14 protein-coding genes and 1 pseudogene are annotated in these 21,381 nt (G+C 72.0%); 6 read left to right on the forward strand and 9 right to left on the reverse strand.

Annotation, left to right across the window (positions count from 1 at the left end; all coding sequences use genetic code 11):
* Window positions 1-45: 45 nt before the first annotated feature.
* The 7 genes from ACWGI6_RS12685 to ACWGI6_RS12715 form a co-directional block, all read right to left on the reverse strand.
* Window positions 46-2,514: a PQQ-dependent sugar dehydrogenase gene (locus ACWGI6_RS12685; RefSeq protein ID WP_453267489.1), complete on the reverse strand. Its 2,469-nt coding sequence runs from the start codon at window positions 2,512-2,514 to the stop codon at window positions 46-48.
* A 65-nt stretch (window positions 2,515-2,579) separates the two neighbouring features.
* The gene (locus tag ACWGI6_RS12690) at window positions 2,580-3,596 is read right to left on the reverse strand and encodes a sugar phosphate isomerase/epimerase family protein (protein ID WP_453267490.1); all 1,017 of its coding nucleotides are present in this window, start codon (window positions 3,594-3,596) and stop codon (window positions 2,580-2,582) included.
* A gap of 12 nt (window positions 3,597-3,608) precedes the next feature.
* Window positions 3,609-4,724 (reverse strand): Gfo/Idh/MocA family protein, encoded by a 1,116-nt coding sequence (locus tag ACWGI6_RS12695; protein WP_453267552.1) that lies wholly within the window; start codon window positions 4,722-4,724, stop codon window positions 3,609-3,611.
* A 155-nt stretch (window positions 4,725-4,879) separates the two neighbouring features.
* Window positions 4,880-6,043, reverse strand: a complete 1,164-nt coding sequence (locus ACWGI6_RS12700; RefSeq protein ID WP_453267491.1) for a substrate-binding domain-containing protein — start codon at window positions 6,041-6,043, stop codon at window positions 4,880-4,882.
* Window positions 6,040-7,065 carry an ABC transporter permease gene (locus tag ACWGI6_RS12705; RefSeq protein WP_453267492.1) on the reverse strand — a complete coding sequence of 342 codons (1,026 nt, stop codon included), beginning with the start codon at window positions 7,063-7,065 and terminating at the stop codon, window positions 6,040-6,042. Before ACWGI6_RS12705 ends, ACWGI6_RS12700 begins: the two co-directional genes overlap by 4 nt.
* A gap of 202 nt (window positions 7,066-7,267) precedes the next feature.
* Window positions 7,268-8,845: a sugar ABC transporter ATP-binding protein gene (locus tag ACWGI6_RS12710; protein ID WP_453267493.1), complete on the reverse strand. Its 1,578-nt coding sequence runs from the start codon at window positions 8,843-8,845 to the stop codon at window positions 7,268-7,270.
* A gap of 289 nt (window positions 8,846-9,134) precedes the next feature.
* Window positions 9,135-10,316 carry an ROK family transcriptional regulator gene (locus ACWGI6_RS12715; protein WP_393907756.1) on the reverse strand — a complete coding sequence of 394 codons (1,182 nt, stop codon included), beginning with the start codon at window positions 10,314-10,316 and terminating at the stop codon, window positions 9,135-9,137.
* 397 nt (window positions 10,317-10,713) lie between these two features.
* Between ACWGI6_RS12715 and ACWGI6_RS12720 the strand changes: the two genes are divergently transcribed.
* Together ACWGI6_RS12720 and fdhD are read left to right on the forward strand one after the other, a co-directional pair.
* Complete coding sequence (locus ACWGI6_RS12720; RefSeq protein WP_453267494.1) at window positions 10,714-12,036, forward strand: FAD-dependent monooxygenase; 1,323 nt, start codon at window positions 10,714-10,716, stop codon at window positions 12,034-12,036.
* Between the two features lie 224 nt (window positions 12,037-12,260).
* Window positions 12,261-13,121 (forward strand): formate dehydrogenase accessory sulfurtransferase FdhD, encoded by an 861-nt coding sequence (gene fdhD / locus ACWGI6_RS12725; RefSeq protein ID WP_453267495.1) that lies wholly within the window; start codon window positions 12,261-12,263, stop codon window positions 13,119-13,121.
* Window positions 13,122-13,190: 69 nt separating this feature from the next.
* Here fdhD and ACWGI6_RS12730 read toward each other — a convergent pair whose 3' ends face one another.
* Window positions 13,191-13,634 carry a MarR family winged helix-turn-helix transcriptional regulator gene (locus ACWGI6_RS12730; RefSeq protein ID WP_393907753.1) on the reverse strand — a complete coding sequence of 148 codons (444 nt, stop codon included), beginning with the start codon at window positions 13,632-13,634 and terminating at the stop codon, window positions 13,191-13,193.
* Between the two features lie 215 nt (window positions 13,635-13,849).
* Here ACWGI6_RS12730 and ACWGI6_RS12735 point away from each other — a divergent pair.
* Together ACWGI6_RS12735 and ACWGI6_RS12740 are read left to right on the forward strand one after the other, a co-directional pair.
* Window positions 13,850-14,792, forward strand: a pseudogene (locus tag ACWGI6_RS12735) (quinone oxidoreductase family protein).
* A 247-nt stretch (window positions 14,793-15,039) separates the two neighbouring features.
* A complete protein-coding gene (locus tag ACWGI6_RS12740; RefSeq protein WP_453267496.1) occupies window positions 15,040-17,013 on the forward strand; it encodes an exo-alpha-sialidase in 1,974 nt (657 codons plus the stop codon).
* A gap of 54 nt (window positions 17,014-17,067) precedes the next feature.
* Here the strand turns inward: ACWGI6_RS12740 and ACWGI6_RS12745 are convergent, their stop codons facing one another.
* On the reverse strand, window positions 17,068-18,120 hold the full coding sequence (locus ACWGI6_RS12745; protein WP_453267497.1) for a bile acid:sodium symporter family protein: 1,053 nt from the start codon (window positions 18,118-18,120) through the stop codon (window positions 17,068-17,070).
* 209 nt (window positions 18,121-18,329) lie between these two features.
* Here ACWGI6_RS12745 and ACWGI6_RS12750 point away from each other — a divergent pair, with 209 nt between their 5' ends.
* Complete coding sequence (locus tag ACWGI6_RS12750) at window positions 18,330-19,193, forward strand: LysR family transcriptional regulator (RefSeq protein WP_453267498.1); 864 nt, start codon at window positions 18,330-18,332, stop codon at window positions 19,191-19,193.
* Between the two features lie 287 nt (window positions 19,194-19,480).
* Complete coding sequence (locus ACWGI6_RS12755; protein WP_453267499.1) at window positions 19,481-21,307, forward strand: AMP-dependent synthetase/ligase; 1,827 nt, start codon at window positions 19,481-19,483, stop codon at window positions 21,305-21,307.
* Window positions 21,308-21,381: the final 74 nt, after the last annotated feature.

Below are 21,381 nucleotides of genomic sequence, written 5' to 3' on the forward strand. Positions count from 1 at the left end.
GCACGGCCCGTACGCCCCGGTCGGCGAGGGGGTCAGCCGAGTGGCTCAGCCAGTGGTGAAGGTGAAGTCGTCCACGTCGTAGAGGGCCGCGCCGTCGCTGCCCTTGAAGACCAGGTAGAGCGTGGTGGTCGTGGTGGGCGGACGGTTGATGGCCGTGCTCACGTCCTGGTACGTCTCCCAGGACCCGGTCGGCTCGACCTTCGCGCTGCCGACCAGCCGGCCGGTGGGCGAGCCGCTGCGGATCTCCAGGGTGCCGCCGCTGCCCGCCGAGGCGACGCGCGCGGTGAGGGACGTGGCCTGGGAGATCAGGTACGGCTTGAAGGAGATCCAGTCGCCGTTGTTGATGTCGCCGACCGTCTTGCCGCCGTTGGCGGGCGGGTGGTTCACGACCGAGACGCCCTTGGAGTCGCCGAAGTGCTCGGCCTGGCGGTGCTTGGGCTGGGTGACGTGCTGGTCGTGCGTGGTGAGCGCGGGCTGTCCGTTGGCGCCCTTGTCGGTGTACTCGGCGTCGAAGACACCGAAGACGTTGGCGTTCGGGTCGTGCTCGCTGTCGGCGCTGGTCTTGATGACGCCCGAGCAGCCGTTGGCGGACGTCACGGGGTGGCCGTGGCTGTCGTGGCCGAGGATGTGGGTGACCTTGACCTTGGTGCAGTCGATGGTCCCGTCCTCCGGGTCGGTCACCTTCACCTTGAAGGGCACCTCGTCGCCGAAGGTGAACAACTGGCCGTCACCGGGGAGTTCGAGGGTCACCTTGGGTGCGGTGTTGCCGACGACGAGGTGCACGTCGGCGCTGCCGGTGCGGCCGGTCGGGTCCTTGGTGGTGACGGTCGCGGTGTAGGTGCCGTTCTTCTTGTACGTGTGGCCGGGGGCGGCGCCCGTTCCGGTGGTGCCGTCGCCGAAGTTCCACGCGTAGGTGAGGGTGCCGCCGTCGGCGTCGGTCGCGGTGGCGGAGAGCTTCACCCGCATCGGCGCCTGGCCCGAGGTCTTGTCGGCCTTGGCGTCGACGACCGGCGAGTGGCCGTCGGTGGCGTTCTCGATGCGGTACAGGCCGGAGTTCTCGTCGCCGCCGAACCAGGCGGTGCCGTAGTCCAGGACGTACAGGGCGCCGTCCGGGCCGAAGGCCATGTCCATGATCTGGGTGCCGGTCCACGGGAACGGGTTGATGGATGTCACCTTGCCGTCGGCGTCCTGCTCGATCCGCTTGATCCAGCGGCGGCCGAACTCGCCGGCGAAGAAGTCCCCGTCGTAGGCCTCGGGGAACTTCACCGGGGACGCGTTCGCGGCGTCGTAGCGGTAGACGGGGCCGCCCATCGGGGACTCGGAGCCGGAGCCGAACTCGGGCACGGAGCCGCCGTCGTACGGGATCCACGCGGGCTGCGCGGGCGGCAGGTCGACGAGGCCGGTGTTGTGCGGCGAGTTGTTCTTCGGTGCGTGGCAGTCGAAGGACGCGCCGGAGGCCTTGGTCGCGAAGTCGTAGTCGACGTAGGCGTCGTTGTTGCCGGTGCAGTACGGCCAGCCGAAGTTGCCCGGCTTGGTGACACGGGCGAACTCGACCTGGCCCGCCGGGCCGCGCTTCGGGTCGGCGGCGCCCGCGTCGGGGCCGTAGTCGCCGACATAGACGATGCCGGTCGGCTTGTCGACGCTCATCCGGAACGGGTTGCGGAAACCCATCGCGTAGATCTCGGGGCGGGTCTTGTCCGTGCCGGGGGCGAAGAGGTTGCCCGACGGGACGGTGTACGAGCCGTCATCGGCGACCTTGATGCGCAGGATCTTGCCGCGCAGGTCATTGGTGTTGCCCGCGGAACGCTGGGCGTCATAGGCGGGGTTGCGGTTGTCGCGCTCGTCGATGGGCGTGAAGCCGTCGGACGCGAACGGGTTGGAGTCGTCACCGGTCGACAGGTAGAGGTTGCCGGCCTTGTCGAAGTCGATGTCGCCGCCGACGTGGCAGCAGATGCCGCGGGAGGCAGGGACGTCGAGGATCTTCTTCTCGGAGGCGTTGTCGAGGGTGCCGTCGGCGTTGAGGGTGAAGCGGGAGAGGCGGTTCACCCCGTCGAACGGTGTGAAGTCGGCGGCCGTTCCGTCGTTCGGGGCGTCGCCGGCGGGGGTGTCCAGCGGGGGTGCGTAGTAGAGGTAGATGGCGCGGTTCTGCGCGAAGTCCGGGTCCACACCGACGCCTTGGAGGCCCTCTTCGTCGTGGTTGTAGACCGCGAGCTTGCCCGCCTGCCGCGTCGTGCCGTTCTCGTCCGTGAGGCGCAGGACACCGTCACGGGAGGTGTGCAGGACCTTGCGGTCGGGGAGGACGGCCAGCGACATCGGCTCGCCGACCTCTTCGGCGCCCTTGGCAAGGGTGACCTGCTGGAAGTCCTCGGCCGAGGCCTGGGCGGCCGAGCCCTTGGCGGGCGGCGAGGCGGCGGAGACGGCGGGGGCGGTGCCGAGCGCCAGTGAGGCGGTGGCCAGTGCGGTACTCGCGAGGAGTGCCAGTGCCGTCCGTATGCGGGGCCTTCTTCGGGGCATTGCGGTGCCTTCCGTGCGGGTGGGTGATGGAGTCCTTGTCGCGCGGCCTCCGGCCTGGCTCGTCCTCAGTCGCCGGACGGGCCTGCGCTGCTGAATGCCGCATCGAACGTCGCCGTCGGCGGTTCGAAGTCATAGGCGCGCAGCCGGGCCAGCGCCTCCGGGGCGCCCTGCAGCCGGTCCATGCCGGCGTCCTCCCACTCGACCGAGATGGGCCCGTGGTACGCGATGGAGCGCAGCATCCGGAAGACGTCCTCCCAGGGGACGTCGCCGTGCCCGGCGGAGACGAAGTCCCAGCCGCGGCGCGGATCGCCCCAGGGCAGATGGGAACCGAGCCGTCCGTTGCGGCCGTCGAGGCGCTTGCGGGCCTCCTTGCAGTCGACGTGGTAGATGCGGTCGCGGAAGTCGTAGAGGAAGCCGAGCGGGTCGAGGTCCTGCCAGACGAAGTGGCTGGGGTCGAAGTTGAGGCCGAAGGCCGGGCGGTGGCCGATGGCTTCGAGGGCGCGGTGGGTGGTCCAGTAGTCGTAGGCGATCTCGGACGGGTGCACCTCGTGGGCGAACCGCACGCCCTGCTCGTCGAAGACGTCGAGGATCGGGTTCCAGCGCGCGGCGAAGTCCTCGTAGCCGCGCTCGATCATGGCTTCGGGGGCGGGCGGGAACATCGCGACCAGATGCCAGATCGACGAACCGGTGAAGCCGATGACGGTGTCGACGCCGAAGGCGGCGGCCGCGCGGGCGGTGTCCTTGATCTCGGCCGCGGCCCGCAGCCGTACGCCCTCGGCCTCGCCGTCGCCCCAGATCCGGGCCGGGAGGATCGCCCGGTGACGTTCGTCGATGATCGCGTCGCAGACCGCCTGGCCGACGAGGTGGTTGGAGATCGCCCAGCAGGTGAGGCCGTACTTGTCGAGCAGGGCGTGGCGGGAGTCGAGATACCCGGGCTCGGTGAGCGCCCTGTCGACCTCGAAGTGGTCGCCCCAACAGGCGAGTTCCAGGCCGTCGTAGCCGAAGTCGCGGGCGAGCCGGCAGACCTCTTCCAGGGGCAGGTCGGCCCACTGGCCGGTGAAGAGGGTGAAGGAGCGGGGCATGACCGGGCCTCCCTAGGCCGGGACGGATGTGTGGATGGAGTTCTTGGCCGCGCTCTCCTCGACGGCCGAAAGCACGCGCTGCACCTGCAGACCGTCGGCGAAGGAGGGCTCGGGGGGCTGTCCGGTGGCGATCGCCTCCACCAGGTCGCGCGCCTGGTGGACGAAGGTGTGCTCGTAGCCGAGGCCGTGGCCGGGCGGCCACCAGGCCTTCAGATACGGGTGATCGGGCTCGGTGACCAGGATGCGGCGGAAGCCGGCGGCGTCGGCCGGTTCGGTCTGGTCGTGGAAGGACAGCTCGTTGAGGCGCTCCAGGTCGAAGGCCAACGAGCCGCGCTCACCGTTGAGTTCGATACGCAGCGCGTTCTTGCGGCCGGCCGCGGCCCGGCTGGTCTCGAAGCAGGCCAGGGCGCCCGAGGCGAACCGCCCGGTGAACAGTGCGGCGTCGTCCACGGTGACCCGGCCGCGGCCGCCATCGGACAGCGGCCGCTCGGCGACGAAGGTCTCGGTGACCGCGGACACCCCGGTCAGCCGCTCCCCCGCGAGGTGTTGGGCGAGGTCGACGATATGGGCGCCGAGGTCGCCGAGCGCCCCGGACCCGGCGTGTTCGCGGCGCAGCCGCCAGCCCATGGGCGCCGTGGGGTCGACCAGCCAGTCCTGGAGGTAGGTCGCCCGGACGTGGCGCAGCGTCCCGATCCTGCCCGCCGCCACCATCCGCCGGGCGAGCGCCAGCGCGGGCGTCCGGCGGTAGTTGAAGCCGACCATGGCGATCTGGCCGCGGGACCGGGCGGCCTCGGCGGCCCGCGCCATCGCCTCCGCCTCGGCGACGGAGTTGGCGAGCGGCTTCTCGCACAGCACGTGCTTGCCGGCTTCCAGCGCGGCGACGGCGATCTCGGCATGGCTGTCGCCCGGGGTGCAGATGTCGACCAGCTGGACATCGTCGCGGGCGATCAGCTGCCGCCAGTCGGTCTCGGCGGCGGCCCAGCCGAGTTTGCGGGCGGCGGCCCGTACGGCGGTGGCGTCGCGCCCGCACACGGCGTTCATCGCCGGGCGCAGCGGCAGGTCGAAGACGCGTCCCGCGGTGCGCCAGCCCTGGGAGTGGGCGGCGCCCATGAAGGCGTAACCGACCATGCCGATGCCCAGGGCGGGGGCGCCGTCGGGGTGGCTGTGGTCCTGCGCGTGGTCGTCCATGAATCACCTCGTCTGTCGACGGTGGGGAGGCCTCTCCGGCGGCGTACGGCCCGCGGCCGGCCCGGCGGGCACCCGGCCCGGCGCCGTACGGCGGATCAGTGGAAGCCGGTGGGGAGGTAGTCGTCGACGTTGTCCTTGGTGACGACGGCGGAGTAGAGGGTGAGTGAGGCCGGGATCTCCAGCTCCGCCATTCCGCCGATGCCCTTGCCCTGGGCGAGCGCACGGGCGAGGTCGATGGCGGAGGCGGACATCGTCGGCGGGTAGAGGACGGTGGCCTTCAGTACGGAGTCGCCGGCCTTGATGGTGTCCATGACCTTGCGGGACCCGGCACCGCCGACCATGAGGAAGCCGTCCCGGCCGGCCTGCTTGATGGCACGTTCGGCGCCCACGCCCTGGTCGTCGTCGTGGTTCCACAGCGCATCGAAGGATGGGTGGGCCTGGAGCAGCCCCGCCATCTTCGACTGGCCGGACTCCACGGTGAATTCGGCGGCCTGTCTGCCGATCTTCTCGATGTGGGGGTAGTTCTTCAGCGCGTCGTCGAAGCCCTTGGTGCGCTGCCGGGTCAGCTCCAGGTTGTCCATTCCGGCCAGCTCGACGACGGTGGCGTGCTTCTTGTCCTGGAGCTGTTCGCCGATGTAGTGCCCGGCGTTCAGGCCCATTCCGTAGTTGTCGCCGCCGATCCAGCAGCGGTAGGCCTGTGGAGAGGCGAAGACCCGGTCGAGGTTGACGACGGGGATGCCGGCCCGCATGGCCTTGAGGCCGACCTGGGTCAGCGCCTTGCCGTCGGCCGGCAGGATCACCAGCACATCGACCTTTTTGTTGATCAGGGTTTCGATCTGGCCGATCTGCTGGGCGGTGTCGTTGGAGCCCTCGGTGATTTCGAGGGTGACGTCCTTGTAGCGCCCGGCACGGGACTTGGCGTTCTCGTTGATGGCGTTGAGCCAGCCGTGGTCGGCCTGTGGCCCGGCGAAGCCGATGGTCACCTTCTTGCCGGGCTTGTCGTCGATGCCGCCCGCCTGCCGGTCGCTGTTCGCCGCCGCGCGGTCGTTGCTCTCGTTGCTGGTGCAGGCGGTGAGGAAGGCGCCGGCGGAGACGGCGGCGGCGCCGAAGAGGACACCTCGGCGGGAGGTGCGGGGGTCCGGGCCGTCGCCCGGTGCGGGCTCCGGGTGCTGGTTCCGCGCCGCATGCTGGTTCCGCGCCGCCCGCTCGTTCCGTTCCGCGTGCTCGTTCCGTTCCGCGTGGTGCCGGTGTTCCCTCATGACGTACGGCCCTTCCTCTGGATCAGTACGGCGGCGACGATGATCGCGCCCTTGGCGATCTGCTGGACTGCGGTCTCCAGGTTGTTCAGCGCGAACAGGTTGGTGATGGTGGTGAAGACGAGGACGCCGAGCACCGAGCCGGTGATGGTGCCGCGGCCGCCGCTGAGCAGGGTGCCGCCGATGATGGCGGCGGCGATGGCGTCGAGTTCGTAGAGATTGCCGTTGGTGTTCTGGCCGGAGCCGGTGAGGACGATGAGCAGGAACGCGGCGATACCGCAGCACAGGCCGGAGAGCAGATAGAGCAGCAGGCGCTGCCGGCGGACGTCGATGCCGGCCAGCCGGGCGGCTTCCGGGTTGCCGCCGACGGCGACGGTGCGGCGGCCGAAGGTGGTGCGGTGGAGAACCAGCCAGCCGAGGGCGGTGACGGCCGCGAAGACCAGCACGATCGGCGGGATGCCCAGGACGTAGGAGTCGCGCTGGCCGAGTTCCAGGACGGGTTCGACGTCGACGATCTGGGTGCGGCCCTCGCTGATCTGGAGGGCCAGGCCGCGGGCCGAGGCGAGCATGGCGAGGGTGGCGATGAACGGCACCATGCTGCCGAAGGAGACCAGCAGTCCGTTGACCAGCCCGCAGCCCAGGCCCACGAGCAGGGCGGAGAGCAGGATGCCGCCGAGTCCGTACTGCTGGGTGGCCAGCGTCGTCGCCCAGACGGTGGCGAGGGCGACGATCGCGCCCACGGAGAGGTCGATACCGCCGCCGATGATGACGAAGGTGACACCGACGGTGACGACGCCGATCACGGACGCCTGGGTGAGGACGAGTTGGAGGTTCTGAAGGCTGAGGAACTGCTCGGGGGTGGTGAGGGCGCCGACGAGGACGAGGGCGGCGAGGACGATGACGAGGGAGAGGTTGCGGAGGTCTAGGCGTATGCGTGGCCGCCCTCCGGCGTGCTGCCGGGGCGGGCCCGCGGCGGGGCCCTTGGCCAGGGCAGCGGCCGGGGCGTGGCCTTCTGAGGTGTTCACGGGACTGCTCCTCGCGGAGGTCGGCGGGGCGGCGGCGAGTACGGGTGTGCAGTGGGGTCCTCGGCCGCCGGACGGGGTCGTCCTCAAGCGCCGGAGGCTCATGAACGGCGGTGCGGCCGGGCTTGTCCTCCTGCGGCGGGACGGAATGCGGCTGCGGTTCCGCGCAGGCCGCCGGACGGGCCGTACGGGGCTGAGCCGGCCCTCAGACGCCGGGCGGGCCGGTGGTGGGCGGCCCCTCCGCCATCACCAGGTCGAGCACCCGGTGTTCGTCCAGCGAACCGGACGTCGCCTCGTGCACGACGCGGCCCTCGCGGAGGACGAGGACACGGTCGGCGAGGCCGAGGACCTCGGGGAGTTCGCTGGAGACCAGAAGGACGGCCAGGCCGTCGTCGGCCAGTTGGCGGATCACCGCGTACAGCTCGGCGCGGGCGCCCACGTCCACCCCGCGGGTCGGCTCGTCCAGGAGCAGTACCCGGCAGCCGCGCAGCAGCCAGCGCGCCAGTACGGCCTTTTGCTGATTGCCGCCGGAGAGGGTGCGCACCGGCCGGTCCGGGTCGTCGGGGCGCAGGCTGAGGCCCCGGGTGGCGGACCGGGTCGCGGACCGCTCCGCCGCACGGTCCAGCCAGCCCGCGCGGGCGAACCGCGCGAGGGAGGAGACGGAGACATTGCGGCTGACGGATTCCAGGAGCAGCAGCGCCTGCGACTTGCGCTCTTCAGGGGCGAGGCCGAGGCCGGCGCGTACGGCGGCGGGAACGCTGCCGGGCCGCAGCGGCCGCCCGTCGACGAGGATCCGTCCGGCGGTGGGCTTGCGGGCGCCGAAGACGGTTTCCAGGATTTCCGAGCGCCCGGATCCGACGAGCCCGGCGAGGCCGAGGATCTCTCCGGGGTGCAGGACGAAGTCGAGGGGGGCGAACTCGCCTTCCCTGGCGAGGCCTTCGACGGTCAGTACGGGGGCGGTGGCGGGCGCACCGGCCGCTGCGGGGCGCGGAGGGAACGGGTGCTCGACGGTGCGGCCGGTCATCAGGGCGACGATGTCGCGGGTGGCGGTCGCCCGTGCGTCCAGGCCGTGGGCGGCGGCGCGGCCGTCCTTGAGCACGGTGACCCGGTCGCCGATGCGGCGGATCTCCTCCAGACGGTGCGAGATATGGATGACGGCGACGCCGTCGGCGGTCAGGCCGGCGACGATACGGAAGAGGTTGTCGACCTCGTCCGGGTCGAGGGCGGCGGACGGCTCGTCCATCACGATCAGCCGGACGTCGTGGGAGAGCGCACGGGCCATCGACACGATCTGCGCTCCGGCGGCGGACAGGCTGCCGACGAGCGCGCCGGGGGAGATCTCCGGGTGCCCCAGCCGGGCGAGCAGCGCGGCGGTTCGGTCCGCGGCCTCGCCGGAGCGGACGAAGCCGCCGGTGGCGACCTCATGGCCGAGGAAGACGTTCTCGGCGACGGAGAGATGTTCCACCAGGTCGAGTTCCTGGTAGATGGTGGCGACGCCGAGGCGCATCGCGGCGATCGGCGAGGGGAGGGTGACGGGGGTGCCCTGCCAGCGGATCTCGCCGGCGTCGGGCTGGTGGGCGCCGGCCAGCACCTTGATCAGGGTGGACTTCCCGGCACCGTTCTGCCCGAGCAGGCAGTGCACTTCACCCGCGGTGACGTCGAGGTCGACGCCGTCCAGCGCACGGACGCCGGGGAAGGATTTGGTGATGCCCCGCATGGTGAGCAGGGGTGCGGACGCAACCTCGGGTCCGGCGGGCGGCCGGGGGCGGTGCTCTGGTGCCATGGCGGGCCTCCTCGGCGTGACGCCGGTGAGCGGGCAGGGCAAACGCGGGCTGGGCACACGGGCAGAGGGAACGGGCGGGGAACGACGGGCAGTTCAGCCGTCGGCGCGACGCGGTGCGGCGGACCGGACCACTGCGGTGCGGGTGGTGCGGCTCGTACGGGCCCGGCGGTGCGGCGCCTGCGCAAGCCCGGTGGTGCGGCTCACGCGTGCGTGCGGGCGGGCGGATCAGGCGCGCAGTTCACTCGGCGGATCGGGCGGGCGGATCGTGCGGACGGATCGTGCGGACGGATCAGGCGGGCGAGAACAGATGGTCGCTGATCAGGCGGGCCGCGCCGGTCACCCCGGCCACCTGCCCCAACTCCCCCAGCACAATGGGGAGATTGCCGGTCGCCAGCGGAAGCGACTGGCGGTAGACCTGGGTGCGGATCGCGGCGAGCAGGGTGTGGCCGAGGCCGGTCACCCCGCCGCCGATCACCACCAGCCCGGGGTTGAAGAAGCTGACCAGGCCGGCGATGACCTGGCCGGTACGGGTACCGCCGGTCCGGATCAGCTCCAGTGCGGCGGCATCGCCGGAGGCCGCCGCGCCGGCCACGTCGGCGGCGGTCAGCGGAGCGCCCGCCGCCAACCGGACGGCGAGTTCGGGTGAGGTGCCGTCCCGGGCCGCGTCCGCCGCGTCCCGGGCGAGCGCGGCACCGCCGAAGTAGGCCTCCAGACAACCGTGGTTGCCGCAGGCGCACGCCCGGCCGTCCGGCTCGACCTGGATATGGCCGATGTCGCCGGCGCTGCCCGTCGTACCCCGGTAGACCTCACCGCCGACGACGATGCCGCAGCCGATACCGGTACCGATCTTGATGAAGAGGAAGTCCTGCGAGGTGCGGGCGACGCCCGCGTGCTGCTCCCCCATCGCCATCAGATTCACATCGTTGTCGACCATGACGGGGCAGCCCAGTTCCTGGCTGAGCGCCTCGCGCACCGGAAAGCCGTCCCAGCCGGGCATGATCGGTGGTGCGACCGGTACGCCTTCGGGGAAACGGACCGGCCCGGGGACGCCGATACCGGCGCCGTCGAACCCCTCCGCGACCCCGCTCGCCTTCAACTTCGCGGCCAGCGCCAGGACTTGCTCGAAGACCGCGACCGGTCCCTCGCGGACGTCCATGGGCTGGGTCAGATGGCCGAGCACCTCCAGCTCGGCGTTGGTGACCGCCACATCGACGGAGGTGGCGCCGATGTCCACGCCGAGAAAGCGCAGCGCGGGGGCGAGCCGGATGTTGTGGGAGCGGCGTCCGCCGCGCGAGGCGGCGAGTCCGTCGGCGACCACGAGTCCGGTCTCCAGCAGCCGGTCGACCTCCACCGCGAGCTTGGAGCGGGAGAGTTCGACCTGATCGCCCAGCTGGGCACGGGAGTTGGGCCCGTCGTCGCGCAACAGGCGCAGCAGCCGCGCCTGATGCGCGTTCGCGGGCCTGGCCGTCATGCGCCTCACGCCGCCCCTCCAGCCGTACTCGGCATCGACCGACCGGTGTTGCGGTGACGCCGTACGGCGTCACCACCGGGCTTTCGAGGGGAACGTAGCAGCGCTTGTCCGCACGGGGAAGAACTACGGACAGAATCCCTACCGACTTTCTCCTGAGTGAGGACAAAGCATGGCGCGGGCTGCCCGGAGCGAGGGCGAGGCGGGAGCCTCGGGGTGCCCCGCACCTCCACCGCCGGCCGGTGTCCTGCCGACCACACCACGTGGCCCGCCGCCCGGACCGGGACCCCAGGAGGGGCACATCCTGCGAGGATGTGCCGAACCAGGTCCCACCAGGTCCAACCAGGTCCAACCACAGCCGACCGACCGTCGGCGCCGGACAACGCAGGGGGTACCGCGTATGAGCACGGATCACATCCGGATCACCGGGGCCGAGGTCGCCGTCGTGGGCGGCAGTATCGCCGGTTGCGCCACGGCCTTGGCCGCACACCGGGCCGGCGCGGGCCGGGTCACCGTCTACGAACGCACCACCGGCCGGCTCGCGGACCGCGGTGTCGGCCTCGCGGTGCACAACGCCCGGTACACCGAGCTCGCGGCCGCCGGCTATCTGGACGCCGCCATGCCATGGGTGCAGCTGACCACCCGTCGCTGGTACGTACGCGACGGCGCCGCTCCGCTCGGCCGCCAGATCGGCGTGCTGCCCTTCCCGTTCCGCTCGTACTGCTGGGGACCGCTCTGGCAGGAGTTACGGCGGCGACTGCCGCGGGACACCGTGTTCCGGCCGGGCGTACGGGTGGACGCGGTCAGCGACGGGGCGGTCTGCGCCACCCTCCACCTCGACGGCGGCGCAGCAGGCGAGGACGGTGCGGGCCGGGCAGGGCACGGGGACAGCGGCGAGCGGCAGCACGCCGGCCGCGGCCGCCGCACGGAGCGCTTCGACCTGGTCATCGGCGCGGACGGCTATCGCTCAGTGGTCCGCGACACCGCGTTTCCCGGCGTGCGGCCCGACTACGCCGGCTATCTCGCCTGGCGCGGCGCGGTCCCGGCCGACCGGCTGACGGCACTCAGCTTCCCCGGCCTGCCGGCCGACCCCTGGGCGGAAGAGGACTGCATCTACGGCGTCTTCCCCGGCGGCCACGTCATCATCTACCGCATCCCGGACGGCCACGGGGGCCACCGCGCGAACTGGGTCCTGTACACCGCCCCGCCCGCCGGCCTCGACCTGGGACTCGACACCCCCACCAGCCTGCCGCCCGGCACCCTCACCGACGCCCTGCACGCCCATCTCACCCACGTCACCGACGCGTTGCTGCCGCCCTACTGGGGCGCACTGATGCGACTGACGCCCCGTCAAGAATTGTTCATCCAGCCGATATACGACTTCACCGCAGCGCGCTACACCGCCGGCCGGCTGCTGCTCGCCGGCGATGCGGCCACCGTCGCCCGCCCGCACACCGGCGCCGGCGCGGTCAAGGCCCTCCAGGACGCCGCCGCCCTGGAAACCGCGCTGCGCGCCGCACCGGAGCGGCCCGGCGCGCTGATGGCGTACGGCACCGAGCGCGGCGCGACCGGCCGGACGATGGTCGAGCTGGGGCGCCGGCTGGGCCGGACCCTGGTGCAGGACACCCCCGACTGGCGGACGCTGGACCAGGCCGGGCTGGAGGCCGCCTGGGCCGCGGCCGACGGCTCGGGTGCGTTCGGCGGCCGTGAGCTGAGGAGCTGACACCCCGGACACGGCGCGCCGCCGGCCGAGGCGCACCCGGCGCGCGGTGCGGCACCGGCTGCACCCGCGCACCCGGCGGTGCAGGAGAATGGGAACGCCGAGGTCACCTCGCCGCAGGACCGCCCGGTGACCACGGCGGCAACCTCTGCAGCAAGGGCCGCTTCGGCCACCACACAGACACCGCCGGGACCGAGCCGGCCCGGCGAGGACGGGACTGATCAGACATGGGACGGGTCACCGAGCGACGCCGCGTCATCCGCATCCGCGACGGTGCCGTGAGCACCCGCCCGGACACCCTCGTCGCCGAGGAGCCGCTGGAGATACGGCTCGGCGGCAAGCCCCTGGCGATCACGATGCGCACCCCGGGTGACGACTTCGCGCTCGCCGCCGGCTTCCTCGTCAGCGAGGGCGTCCTGGCGAGCGCCGAGGAGCTGGCGAACATCGTCTACTGCGCGGGGGCGACGGCGGACGGCGAGAACACGTACAACGTCGTGGACGTCCGGCTCGCGGACGGGGTCCCGGTCCCGGACATCACCCTGGAGCGCAACGTCTATACGACGTCGTCGTGCGGACTGTGCGGCAAGGCCAGCCTGGACGCGGTCCGCACCACCACCCACTGGCCCCTGGACCCCGCCCCCGCCACCCCGTTCCGTATCGAACCGGCGACGCTCGCCGCCCTCCCCGACCGGCTGCGCGCCGCCCAGCGCGTGTTCGAGCGGACCGGGGGCCTGCATGCCGCGGCGCTGTTCACGGCGGACGGTGAACTGCTCGACATCCGGGAGGACGTGGGGCGGCACAACGCCGTCGACAAGATCGTCGGGCGGGCACTGCAGCAGGGGCGGCTGCCGCTGTCGTCGTGTGTGCTGATGGTCTCCGGCCGGGCGTCGTTCGAGCTGGCGCAGAAGGCCGTGATGGCGGGCATTCCCGTGCTGGCCGCGGTCTCGGCGCCCTCCTCGCTCGCCGTCGATCTGGCCGCCGAGACGGGGCTGACCCTGATCGGGTTTCTGCGCGGCTCCTCCATGAACGTGTACGCGGGTGAGCACCGCCTCGCCCTGTCCGCAGCGGCCGCCACGGATACGGACTGAGGCCGCGCGCCGCCGCACGGATGCCGGGCCGGTCGGCGGGGCGGCCACCGGCGCCGGCCGGCCCGTGGCTCACTCCCCCGGCAGCGCGATCCGGGTCAGCAGCGCGATCAGCTGCTCGCGTTCGGCCGGCGTCAGGTCCGCGGTCAGCTCCGCGTTGGCCTCGTCGCCGAGCTGCTGGGTGCGGCCCAGCCGCCGCCGGCCGTCGTCGGAGATCCCGACGGCGTTCTTCCGCCGGTCCTGGGGGTCGGGGGAGCGGGTCACCAGCCCGTCCTTCTGCAGATCGTTGACGATCGCGACCATGTCCTTGGGGTCGATCCGCAGTGTCCGGCCGAGTTCGGCCTGGGAGACCGGGCCGAGTTCCGCGACCGCCGACAGCACGGCGTGGTGCATCATCCGCATCCCTTCGGCGGCGAGGGCATCGGCGACAAGGCGGTGGCCACGGGCGGCGGCGCGGCCCAGCAGCCAGCTGGGGAGCGCGCGGATACGGCTGGGGGCGTAGGGGGTGTCGGCCATGGGGCCACCGTACCGAGAAATCCATTGGAGCACCCAACGAAAAATCATTGGCGGAGCCAATGGCTTATGACTATCGTTGGGGGAACCAATGAAGGCCGGTCGGTGCGCGCCGTTACGGCGACCGCACGGCTGCCCGGCCGCCCGCCGGTCACCGCCCGCCGGTCACCGTGCGCCGACTGTCGACTGCCCGTCGACGATCCTGGAGGTATCCGCCCATGCGCCGCGTCCGATTCCATACCTACGGCGGCCCCGAGGTCCTGCGTGTCGAGGAGGCCGAGGCACCGGTGCCCGGCCCCGGTGAACTGCTGGTGCGTACGGAGGCGATCGGGGTCACGCTGCCGTCGGTGCGACGGGTGCGCGGGGACGGCAAGGGCGGCGGCGATCCGCTGCCCGCCATGCCCGGCGGCGAGATCGCCGGTGCGGTCGTCGCGCTCGGCCCGGACGTCACCGGCTCCCCCCCCCGGTGACCGCGTCACCTCGCTCACCCTCACCGGCTCCTACACCGAACTCGCCCTGGCGCCCGCCTTCCTGGCGAGCCGGATACCGGACGGCGCCGGCGCCGTGGAGGCGGTGGCGCTGGTACGCAGCGGGCATGTCGCACTCGCCGCGCTCAGCACCGCGGCACCCCAGGGCGCCGAGTCCGTACTGATCACCGGCGCGGCGAGTGGCACCGGCCATCTCGCCGTCCAACTGGCCAAGCTCCAGGGCGTGCCGCGGGTGGTGGCCGCCGTCAGCTCGGCCACCAAGGCGGAGTTCCTGTACGGGCTGGGGGCCGATGAGGTGGTGACCTATGACCAGGAGTCCTGGGGCGAGCCGGCCGATATCGTCCTGGACGGTGTAGGCGGCGAGCTGCTGCCGCGTGCGCTGGCCGCGCTGGCTCCGGGTGGCCGGCTGGTCTTCTTCAACTCCGGTGGCGGGACGGTCCCGGCGTACGAGCTGCTGGCGGGCGCCAAGACCATCACCGGGCTGACGATGCGCCACTTCTCCACGGTTCACCGGGAGCTGTACGAGCGGCACCGGGCACAGCTGTGGGAGCTGGCCGGATCCGGCCGGCTGCGGGCCGCGGTCCATGCCGAACTGCCCCTGGACCAGGCCGCGAAGGCACACGAGATCATCGAGGCCAGGGCCAACCTCGGAAAGGTCGTGCTGCGGCCCTGAAGCGCGACGGCCGCAGGCAGCACTTGCGGAGCACCCGGCCCACCCGGCGCTCCCTGCCCTCGCACCGCACCGGGCGCACCCGGCGCAGCATCTGCGGGCCGGGAGAGTGAATTACGGCCGCGGCACGGAGAACCGACGCACGCTCCTTGTCGCGGTCCACACGCGGCAGTAGCTTCCGTCGCGATGCACATAGGACGTGGGATGTCCTGATGACCCGACGCCGATGCCTCGAAGGGCAGGCCGGACCATGACGTCAGTTCTCCGCGCACACCCCAGCCCCCGCAGCAGACCCCGGCGCCGCCGCGCCGCGGCCCTGCTCGCCGCGCTGACCGCCACAGCCCTCGCCCTGCTGCCGACCGCCCCCGCACACGCCGTGCCTGACAGGGCATCGGGCGACCGTGCCGCTGCCGCGTCACCGTCCCCCGCCGGCGGCTTCGACCAGCAGATCCTCTTCAAAGCGTCCCAGGAACAGGGCTACTCCTGCTTCCGTATACCGGCCGTCGTGAAGTCCGTGCGCGGCACCCTCCTCGCGTTCGCCGAGGGCCGACGGCACGATTGCGGTGACGCGGGCGATATCGACCTCGTCCTCAAGCGTTCCACCGACGGCGGCCGGACCTGGGGCCCGCTGCAGGTCATCAACCACGGCAACGGCGACACGCACGGCAACCCGGCGCCCCTCGTGGACCGCCGCACCGGCCGGATCGTCCTGGCCGAGACCTACAACAAGGGGCGCGCCGACGGCCTCAGCTGCGACGTCCCCTGCGATCGCACGCCGCACCTCCAGTACAGCGACGACGACGGCGCGACCTGGTCCGCGCCCCGGGACCTGACCGCCGGCATCCGCCCCCCGCAGTGGAATTCCTGGTACGCCACCGGGCCCGTACACGGCATCCAGCTCACCCGCGGACGGTACGCGGGCCGGCTGGTGTTCGGCATCAACTCCGAGAGCTACGCGGGCAACCGGGTCACCGCCAACCACGCCGCGCTGGTCCACAGCGACGACGGCGGCGCCACCTGGAAGGTCGGCGCGCTGGACACCTGGCCCCTCGCCGAGGACGGCACGTTCCGTCAAAAGCCCTCGGAAATGACCCTCCTGGAACGCTCCGACGGCTCCGTCTACGTCAACGGGCGGGAACAGGACGGCACCGATCTGGGCCATCGCACCGCGGCGGTCAGCCGTGACGGCGGCAACTCCTTCACCGCGCCGTTCCGCGCCCTCCCCGATCTCTACGCCCCGATGGTGCAGGGCTCGGCGCTGCGCCTGCCGCACCCGCACGGCGGCCGCAGCCGCACCCTGTTCGCGGCGCCCGCCGACCCCGACCGGCGCCGGACCATGACCATCCGCTCCTCCTGGGACGAGGGCCGCACCTGGGAGGGCGTCGACCGGGGCGCCCGGGTCACCGCCGACTGGTCCGGCTACTCGGACCTGGTCGCCGTCTCCGCCGACGTCACCGGCCTGATGTACGAGGGCGGCGCGGTCGACGCCCGGGACGAGATCCGCTTCGCCCGCTTCACCGAGGACTGGCTCGGCCCGCGCCGGGGCCCGGACCCCACGACTCGCGACACCGCCCCGGGCGCCCGCCCGGCCCTCGTCCTGGGCGGCGCCCGGACCACCGGCGGCCGCTTCGGCCAGGCGCTGTCCTTCGACGGCACGGACGATGCGGTACGCCTCCCCTACCGCGGCTCCCTCCCGCTGGGCACCCACGACTTCACCTGCAGCCTGTGGTTCCGCTATGACGCCACCACCGGCGAACAGCCGCTGCTGTGGATGGGCGGAGTGGGCTCCAGGGCCCCGCAGGTCGCGGTGGAAGGCGACCCCGGCCACCACCGGATCGTCGCCCGCCTCACCGCCGTCAACGGCCCCACCCCGCCCACCACCGCCCAGGCCGTGACCGACGGCGGGTACAACGACGGCAGCTGGCACCATCTGGCGCTGCGCCGCACGGGCGGCCGGCTGCTGCTCACCGTGGACGGCGGGGAGACCACCGTCGTCCCCGATGTCCCGGGGTCGGTCAGCCGCGGCTCGGTCTTCGGCGTCCACCTCGGCCAGAAGCCGGACAGCCGCGTCCAGTTCACCGGCGCGCTGGACGAGGTACGCGTCTACCGGCGGGCCCTGACCGACGCCGAACTCTCCGGCGTACGCGGCGACAACGCCCCGGTGAACGGTCCGCTGGTCCTCGGGCTGCCGCTGGACCGGGTGCGCGGAGGCGCGCGGAACTGAGCAAACCGGGCGCGATGCCCCGGCCTGCCCGGCCGCCACCGCCCCGGGCAGGCCTCAGCCCCGCGCTCCGCTCACAACCACCTCCGCCGCACTGCCCGAATCGGCCGCGCTCCCCGCAGCGGTGTCCGTCGCCGCGGCGTGTGCCGCGAACCGCTTCGCCAGGACCGCGCACACCATCAACTGCATCTGGTGGAACAGCATCAGCGGCAGCACCGCGAGCCCGGCCTGCGCACCGAAGAGCACGCTGGCCATCGGCAGACCCGCCGCCAGGCTCTTCTTGGAGCCGGCAAAGGTGATCGCGATCCGGTCCTCGCGGGGGAAGCCGAGCCGCTTCGAGCCGTACGCGGTGGCGGTCAGCATCACCGCGAGCAGCACGGCTTCCACGCCCAGCAGACAGAGCAGCCGCAGGGTGGAGACCTGGTGCCAGATGCCCTCGACCATGCCGGCGCTGAAGGCGGTGTAGACGACGAGCAGTATCGAGCCGCGGTCCACATGACCGAGGACCTTCTTGTGGCGGGTGAGAAAGCCGCTGATCCACCGCCGCAGCAACTGCCCGGCCACGAACGGGAGCAGCAGCCGGCAGACGACCGACAGCAGCGAGCCGGCCGAGAATCCCCCGGCGTCCCCGTGCAGGACGAGACCCGCCAGCAGCGGCGTGACGACAATGCCGACGAGGCTGGAGAACGACCCCGCACAGATCGCCGCCGCGACATTGCCGCGGGCGAGGGAGGTGAAGGCGATCGAGGACTGGACCGTCGACGGCACCAGGCACAGGAACAGCAGCCCGGTGTAGAGGGCGGGCGGCAGGACGTGGGGGACCAGTCCGCGCGCGGCCAGTCCGAGCACCGGGAAGAGCACGAAGGTAGCGGCCAGGACGGTGAGGTGGAGCCGCCAGTGGCGCAGTCCGGCCATCGCCTCGCGGGTGGAGAGCCGGGCACCGTACAGGAAGAAGAGCAGTGTGACGGCGCCGGTGGAGGTGCCCTCGGCGACGGTGGCGGCCGGTCCGCGGGCGGGCAGCAGGGCGGCCAGGGCGACCGTGCCCATCAGCGCCAGGATGTATCCGTCCACGGGCAGCCAGGAGGGGAGCTTCGGCAAAGGGCGGCGCATGGTCTCTCTTCGGTCGTTCGGCGGCTCGCGGGCACGGCGGTCCGGCCACGGCCCCTCCAGGGTGCCGTGACCTGCGGCGATCGGGAAACCCTCTTACCGTGGTCACTGCTATTACGCTTTGCGATGGCTCACGCGGCACGGGGAGAGGCCCGCTTCGCGAAAAGCCACAGCGGCGGACGACAGAGGCGGACGACAGAGGCGGAGGGCCCGTGTTCGAACCCGCGCAGTTGCGCACCTTTCTCGCCGTGGCGCAGACGCTGAGCTTCACCCAGGCCGCGCACCGGCTCGGGCTGCGGCAGTCGACCGTGAGCCAGCACGTACGGAAGCTGGAGGAGGCCGCCGGGCGCCGGCTGTTCACCCGGGACACCCATGCCGTGGAGCTGACCGAGGACGGCGAGGCGATGCTCGGCTTCGCCCGCACGATCCTGGAGGCGAACGAGCGGGCCACGAGCTTCTTCGCGGGGACCCGGCTGCGCGGCAGGCTCCGCTTCGGCGCCTCGGAGGACTTTGTGCTGACGCGGATGCCGGAGGTCCTCGAAGGGTTCCGGCGCGACCACCCCGAGGTCGATCTGGAGCTGACCGTCGAACTGTCGGGGACCCTGCACGAGCTGCTGGCGGCCGGGCGGCTCGACCTCGTCCTCGCCAAGCGGCGGCCGGAGGAGGCCCGCGGACGGCTGGTGTGGCGCGACCGGCTGGTGTGGGTGGGGGCCGAACGGCTGCGCCTCGATCCGCAGCGCCCGGTCCCGCTCGTCGTCTACCCGCCGCCCGCGCTGACCCGCGCCCGGGCACTGGAGGCGCTGGAGCGCGCGGGCCGGGAATGGCGGATCGCCTGCACCAGCGGAAGCCTGAACGGATTGATCGCCGCAACTCGGGCAGGTCTGGGCGTTATGGCACATACGAGGGGCATGATCCCGCCAGGTCTGGTCCGGATTCCGCCACGTGCCGGACTGCCGGAACTCGGCGAAGTGGAGTTCGTTCTTCTGTACGGGCAGCGCAATCGCGCGGCACGGGGCCCGGCGGAGGCGCTGGCCGACGCGATTCTGGCGGGCGGCGACCGGCTGCAGCTTCCCTAGGCCGCCCGGCCCGATCCGCCGGACAAGCCCTGGTCACGGGCTCCGCGCCGGGCCGGCCGGCTGATCCGGTGCCAGGTGCAGAGATTTGGTGCAGATATGGTCCCGGGGTCGTGATCGTCCGGCGTTGAACTGACTGGATCCTGTCCAGGCTTCTCCGAAGTAGCCCGATTTCGACGGTTGGCCAGATCCCATGCCGCCGGATTCACGACGTGGTACCGCTCTGCCGGATGCCGTCACGTTGGGGTACGGTCGCGGCCTTGTGAGCAACACCACGAGGAGCTGGGTCATTGCGCGAGTTCACCGTCCCACCACTGGCGACCGCGCCCCGGGTCGGCGGGCTGGCGGATGTCGTCTACGAACATGCCGAAGACGATCCCGAACGCGTCACCCTGGCGCGTAAGGACGACGAGGGAAACTGGCAGAACGTCACCGCCGGAGAATTCCGGGACGAGGTCATCGCTCTGGCCAAGGGCCTGCTCGCGCAGGGCGTCCGGTTCGGCGACCGGATCGGCATCATGTCCCGTACGCGTTACGAGTGGACCCTGTTCGACTTCGCGCTGTGGTCGATCGGCGTCCAGACCGTACCGCTGTATCCGACGTCCTCGGCCGAGCAGGTCTTCTGGATGCTGCACGACGCGGGCGTCACGGCCTGTCTGGTCGAGCACGAGGACCATGCGATGACCATCGGCTCGGTCATCGACCGGCTGCCCCATCTGCGCAAGCTGTGGCAGCTGGACGGCGACCCGGTGGCCGAACTCACCGCGGCCGGTGCGCATATCGACGACGACGTGGTGCACCGCCACCGCATGGCCGTCACCCCGGACGCCACGGCGACGATCATCTACACCTCCGGCACCACCGGACGCCCCAAGGGCTGTGTGATCACCCACGCCAACTTCATGGCCGAGTCCGACAACATGGTGCTCCGCTACGAGAAGGTCTTCCACTCCAAGCCGGGCGACGAAGCGTCCACCCTGCTCTTTCTGCCGCTGGCGCACGTCTTCGGCCGGATGGTGCAGGTCGCCGCGATCCGCGGCCGGGTCAAGCTGGGCCACCAGCCCGAGCTGGCGGCCCGTGCCCTGCTGCCCGATCTGCAGTCCCTCCAGCCGACCTTCATCCTCGCGGTGCCGTACATCTTCGAGAAGGTCTTCGCCGCGGCCCGGCGGCGGGCGGAGGCGGACGGCAAGGTCGGACCGTTCGACAAGGCCGTCGAGATCGCGGTCCGCTATGCCGAAGCGCAGGAGAACAAGGCCTTCGGCACCGGGTCCGGCCCCAGCGCCTCGCTGCGGATGCAGCACCAGCTCTTCGACAAGCTGGTCTACAGCAAGGTCAGGGCGGCGATGGGCGGCCGGGTGCGGCACGCGATGTCGGGCGGCTCGGCGATGGAGCGCCGCCTCGGGCTGTTCTTCGCCGGCGCCGGCGTACGGATCTTCGAGGGCTACGGCCTGACGGAGAGCACCGCGGCCGCCACCGCCAACCCGCCCGAGCGCACCCGCTTCGGCTCCGTCGGCACCCCCGTACCCGGCACCACCGTGCACATCGCGGAGGACGGCGAGATCTGGCTGTACGGCGGGCAGATCTTCCACGGCTACCACAACGACCCCAAGGCGACCGATGCCGTGCTGCACGACGGCTGGTTCTCCACCGGCGACCTGGGCGCCCTGGACGAGGACGGCTATCTGACGATCACCGGCCGCAAGAAGGAGATCCTGGTCACCTCCGGCGGCAAGACCGTGTCGCCGGTGGGCCTGGAGGAGCGGGTGCGGGCACATCCGCTGGTCGCCCAGTGCATCGTCGTCGGCAACGACCGGCCGTTCATCGCGGCGCTGGTGACCCTGGACCCGGAGGCGGTCGTGCACTGGCTGACCATGCGGGAGAAGCCGGAGATGCCGGCGACCGACCTGGTGCGCGACCCGGATCTGGAGACCGAGATCCGGCGCGCCGTGGTCGCCGCCAACACGCTGGTCTCGCAGGCCGAGTCGATCCGTACGTTCCGGATACTGGCCAACCAGTTCAGCGAGGAGCACGGACTGCTGACGCCGTCGCTGAAGCTCAAGCGCAAGGCGATCGAGACGGCCTACGGGGCCGAGGTGGACGCGCTGTACCAGGCGTGACGGACGGGGGCGGTCGCCGGTGCGGCCGCCCGCGCCCGACGCCACCGGCGCCCCGGTGCTCTGCGCCGCGGCCT

The organism is Streptomyces sp. NPDC054786 (assembly GCF_053611685.1).

Excerpts from the sequence above, each read along its gene's own strand:
- ACWGI6_RS12685 (WP_453267489.1), bottom strand. The coding sequence starts at position 2,514 with ATGCCCCGAAGAAGGCCCCGCATACGGACGGCACTGGCACTCCTCGCG.
- ACWGI6_RS12690 (WP_453267490.1), bottom strand. The coding sequence starts at position 3,596 with ATGCCCCGCTCCTTCACCCTCTTCACCGGCCAGTGGGCCGACCTGCCC.
- ACWGI6_RS12695 (WP_453267552.1), bottom strand. The coding sequence starts at position 4,724 with ATGGTCGGTTACGCCTTCATGGGCGCCGCCCACTCCCAGGGCTGGCGC.
- ACWGI6_RS12700 (WP_453267491.1), bottom strand. The coding sequence starts at position 6,043 with ATGAGGGAACACCGGCACCACGCGGAACGGAACGAGCACGCGGAACGG.
- ACWGI6_RS12710 (WP_453267493.1), bottom strand. The coding sequence starts at position 8,845 with ATGGCACCAGAGCACCGCCCCCGGCCGCCCGCCGGACCCGAGGTTGCG.
- ACWGI6_RS12715 (WP_393907756.1), bottom strand. The coding sequence starts at position 10,316 with ATGACGGCCAGGCCCGCGAACGCGCATCAGGCGCGGCTGCTGCGCCTG.
- ACWGI6_RS12720 (WP_453267494.1), top strand. The coding sequence starts at position 10,714 with ATGAGCACGGATCACATCCGGATCACCGGGGCCGAGGTCGCCGTCGTG.
- fdhD (WP_453267495.1), top strand. The coding sequence starts at position 12,261 with ATGGGACGGGTCACCGAGCGACGCCGCGTCATCCGCATCCGCGACGGT.
- ACWGI6_RS12730 (WP_393907753.1), bottom strand. The coding sequence starts at position 13,634 with ATGGCCGACACCCCCTACGCCCCCAGCCGTATCCGCGCGCTCCCCAGC.
- ACWGI6_RS12740 (WP_453267496.1), top strand. The coding sequence starts at position 15,040 with ATGACGTCAGTTCTCCGCGCACACCCCAGCCCCCGCAGCAGACCCCGG.
- ACWGI6_RS12745 (WP_453267497.1), bottom strand. The coding sequence starts at position 18,120 with ATGCGCCGCCCTTTGCCGAAGCTCCCCTCCTGGCTGCCCGTGGACGGA.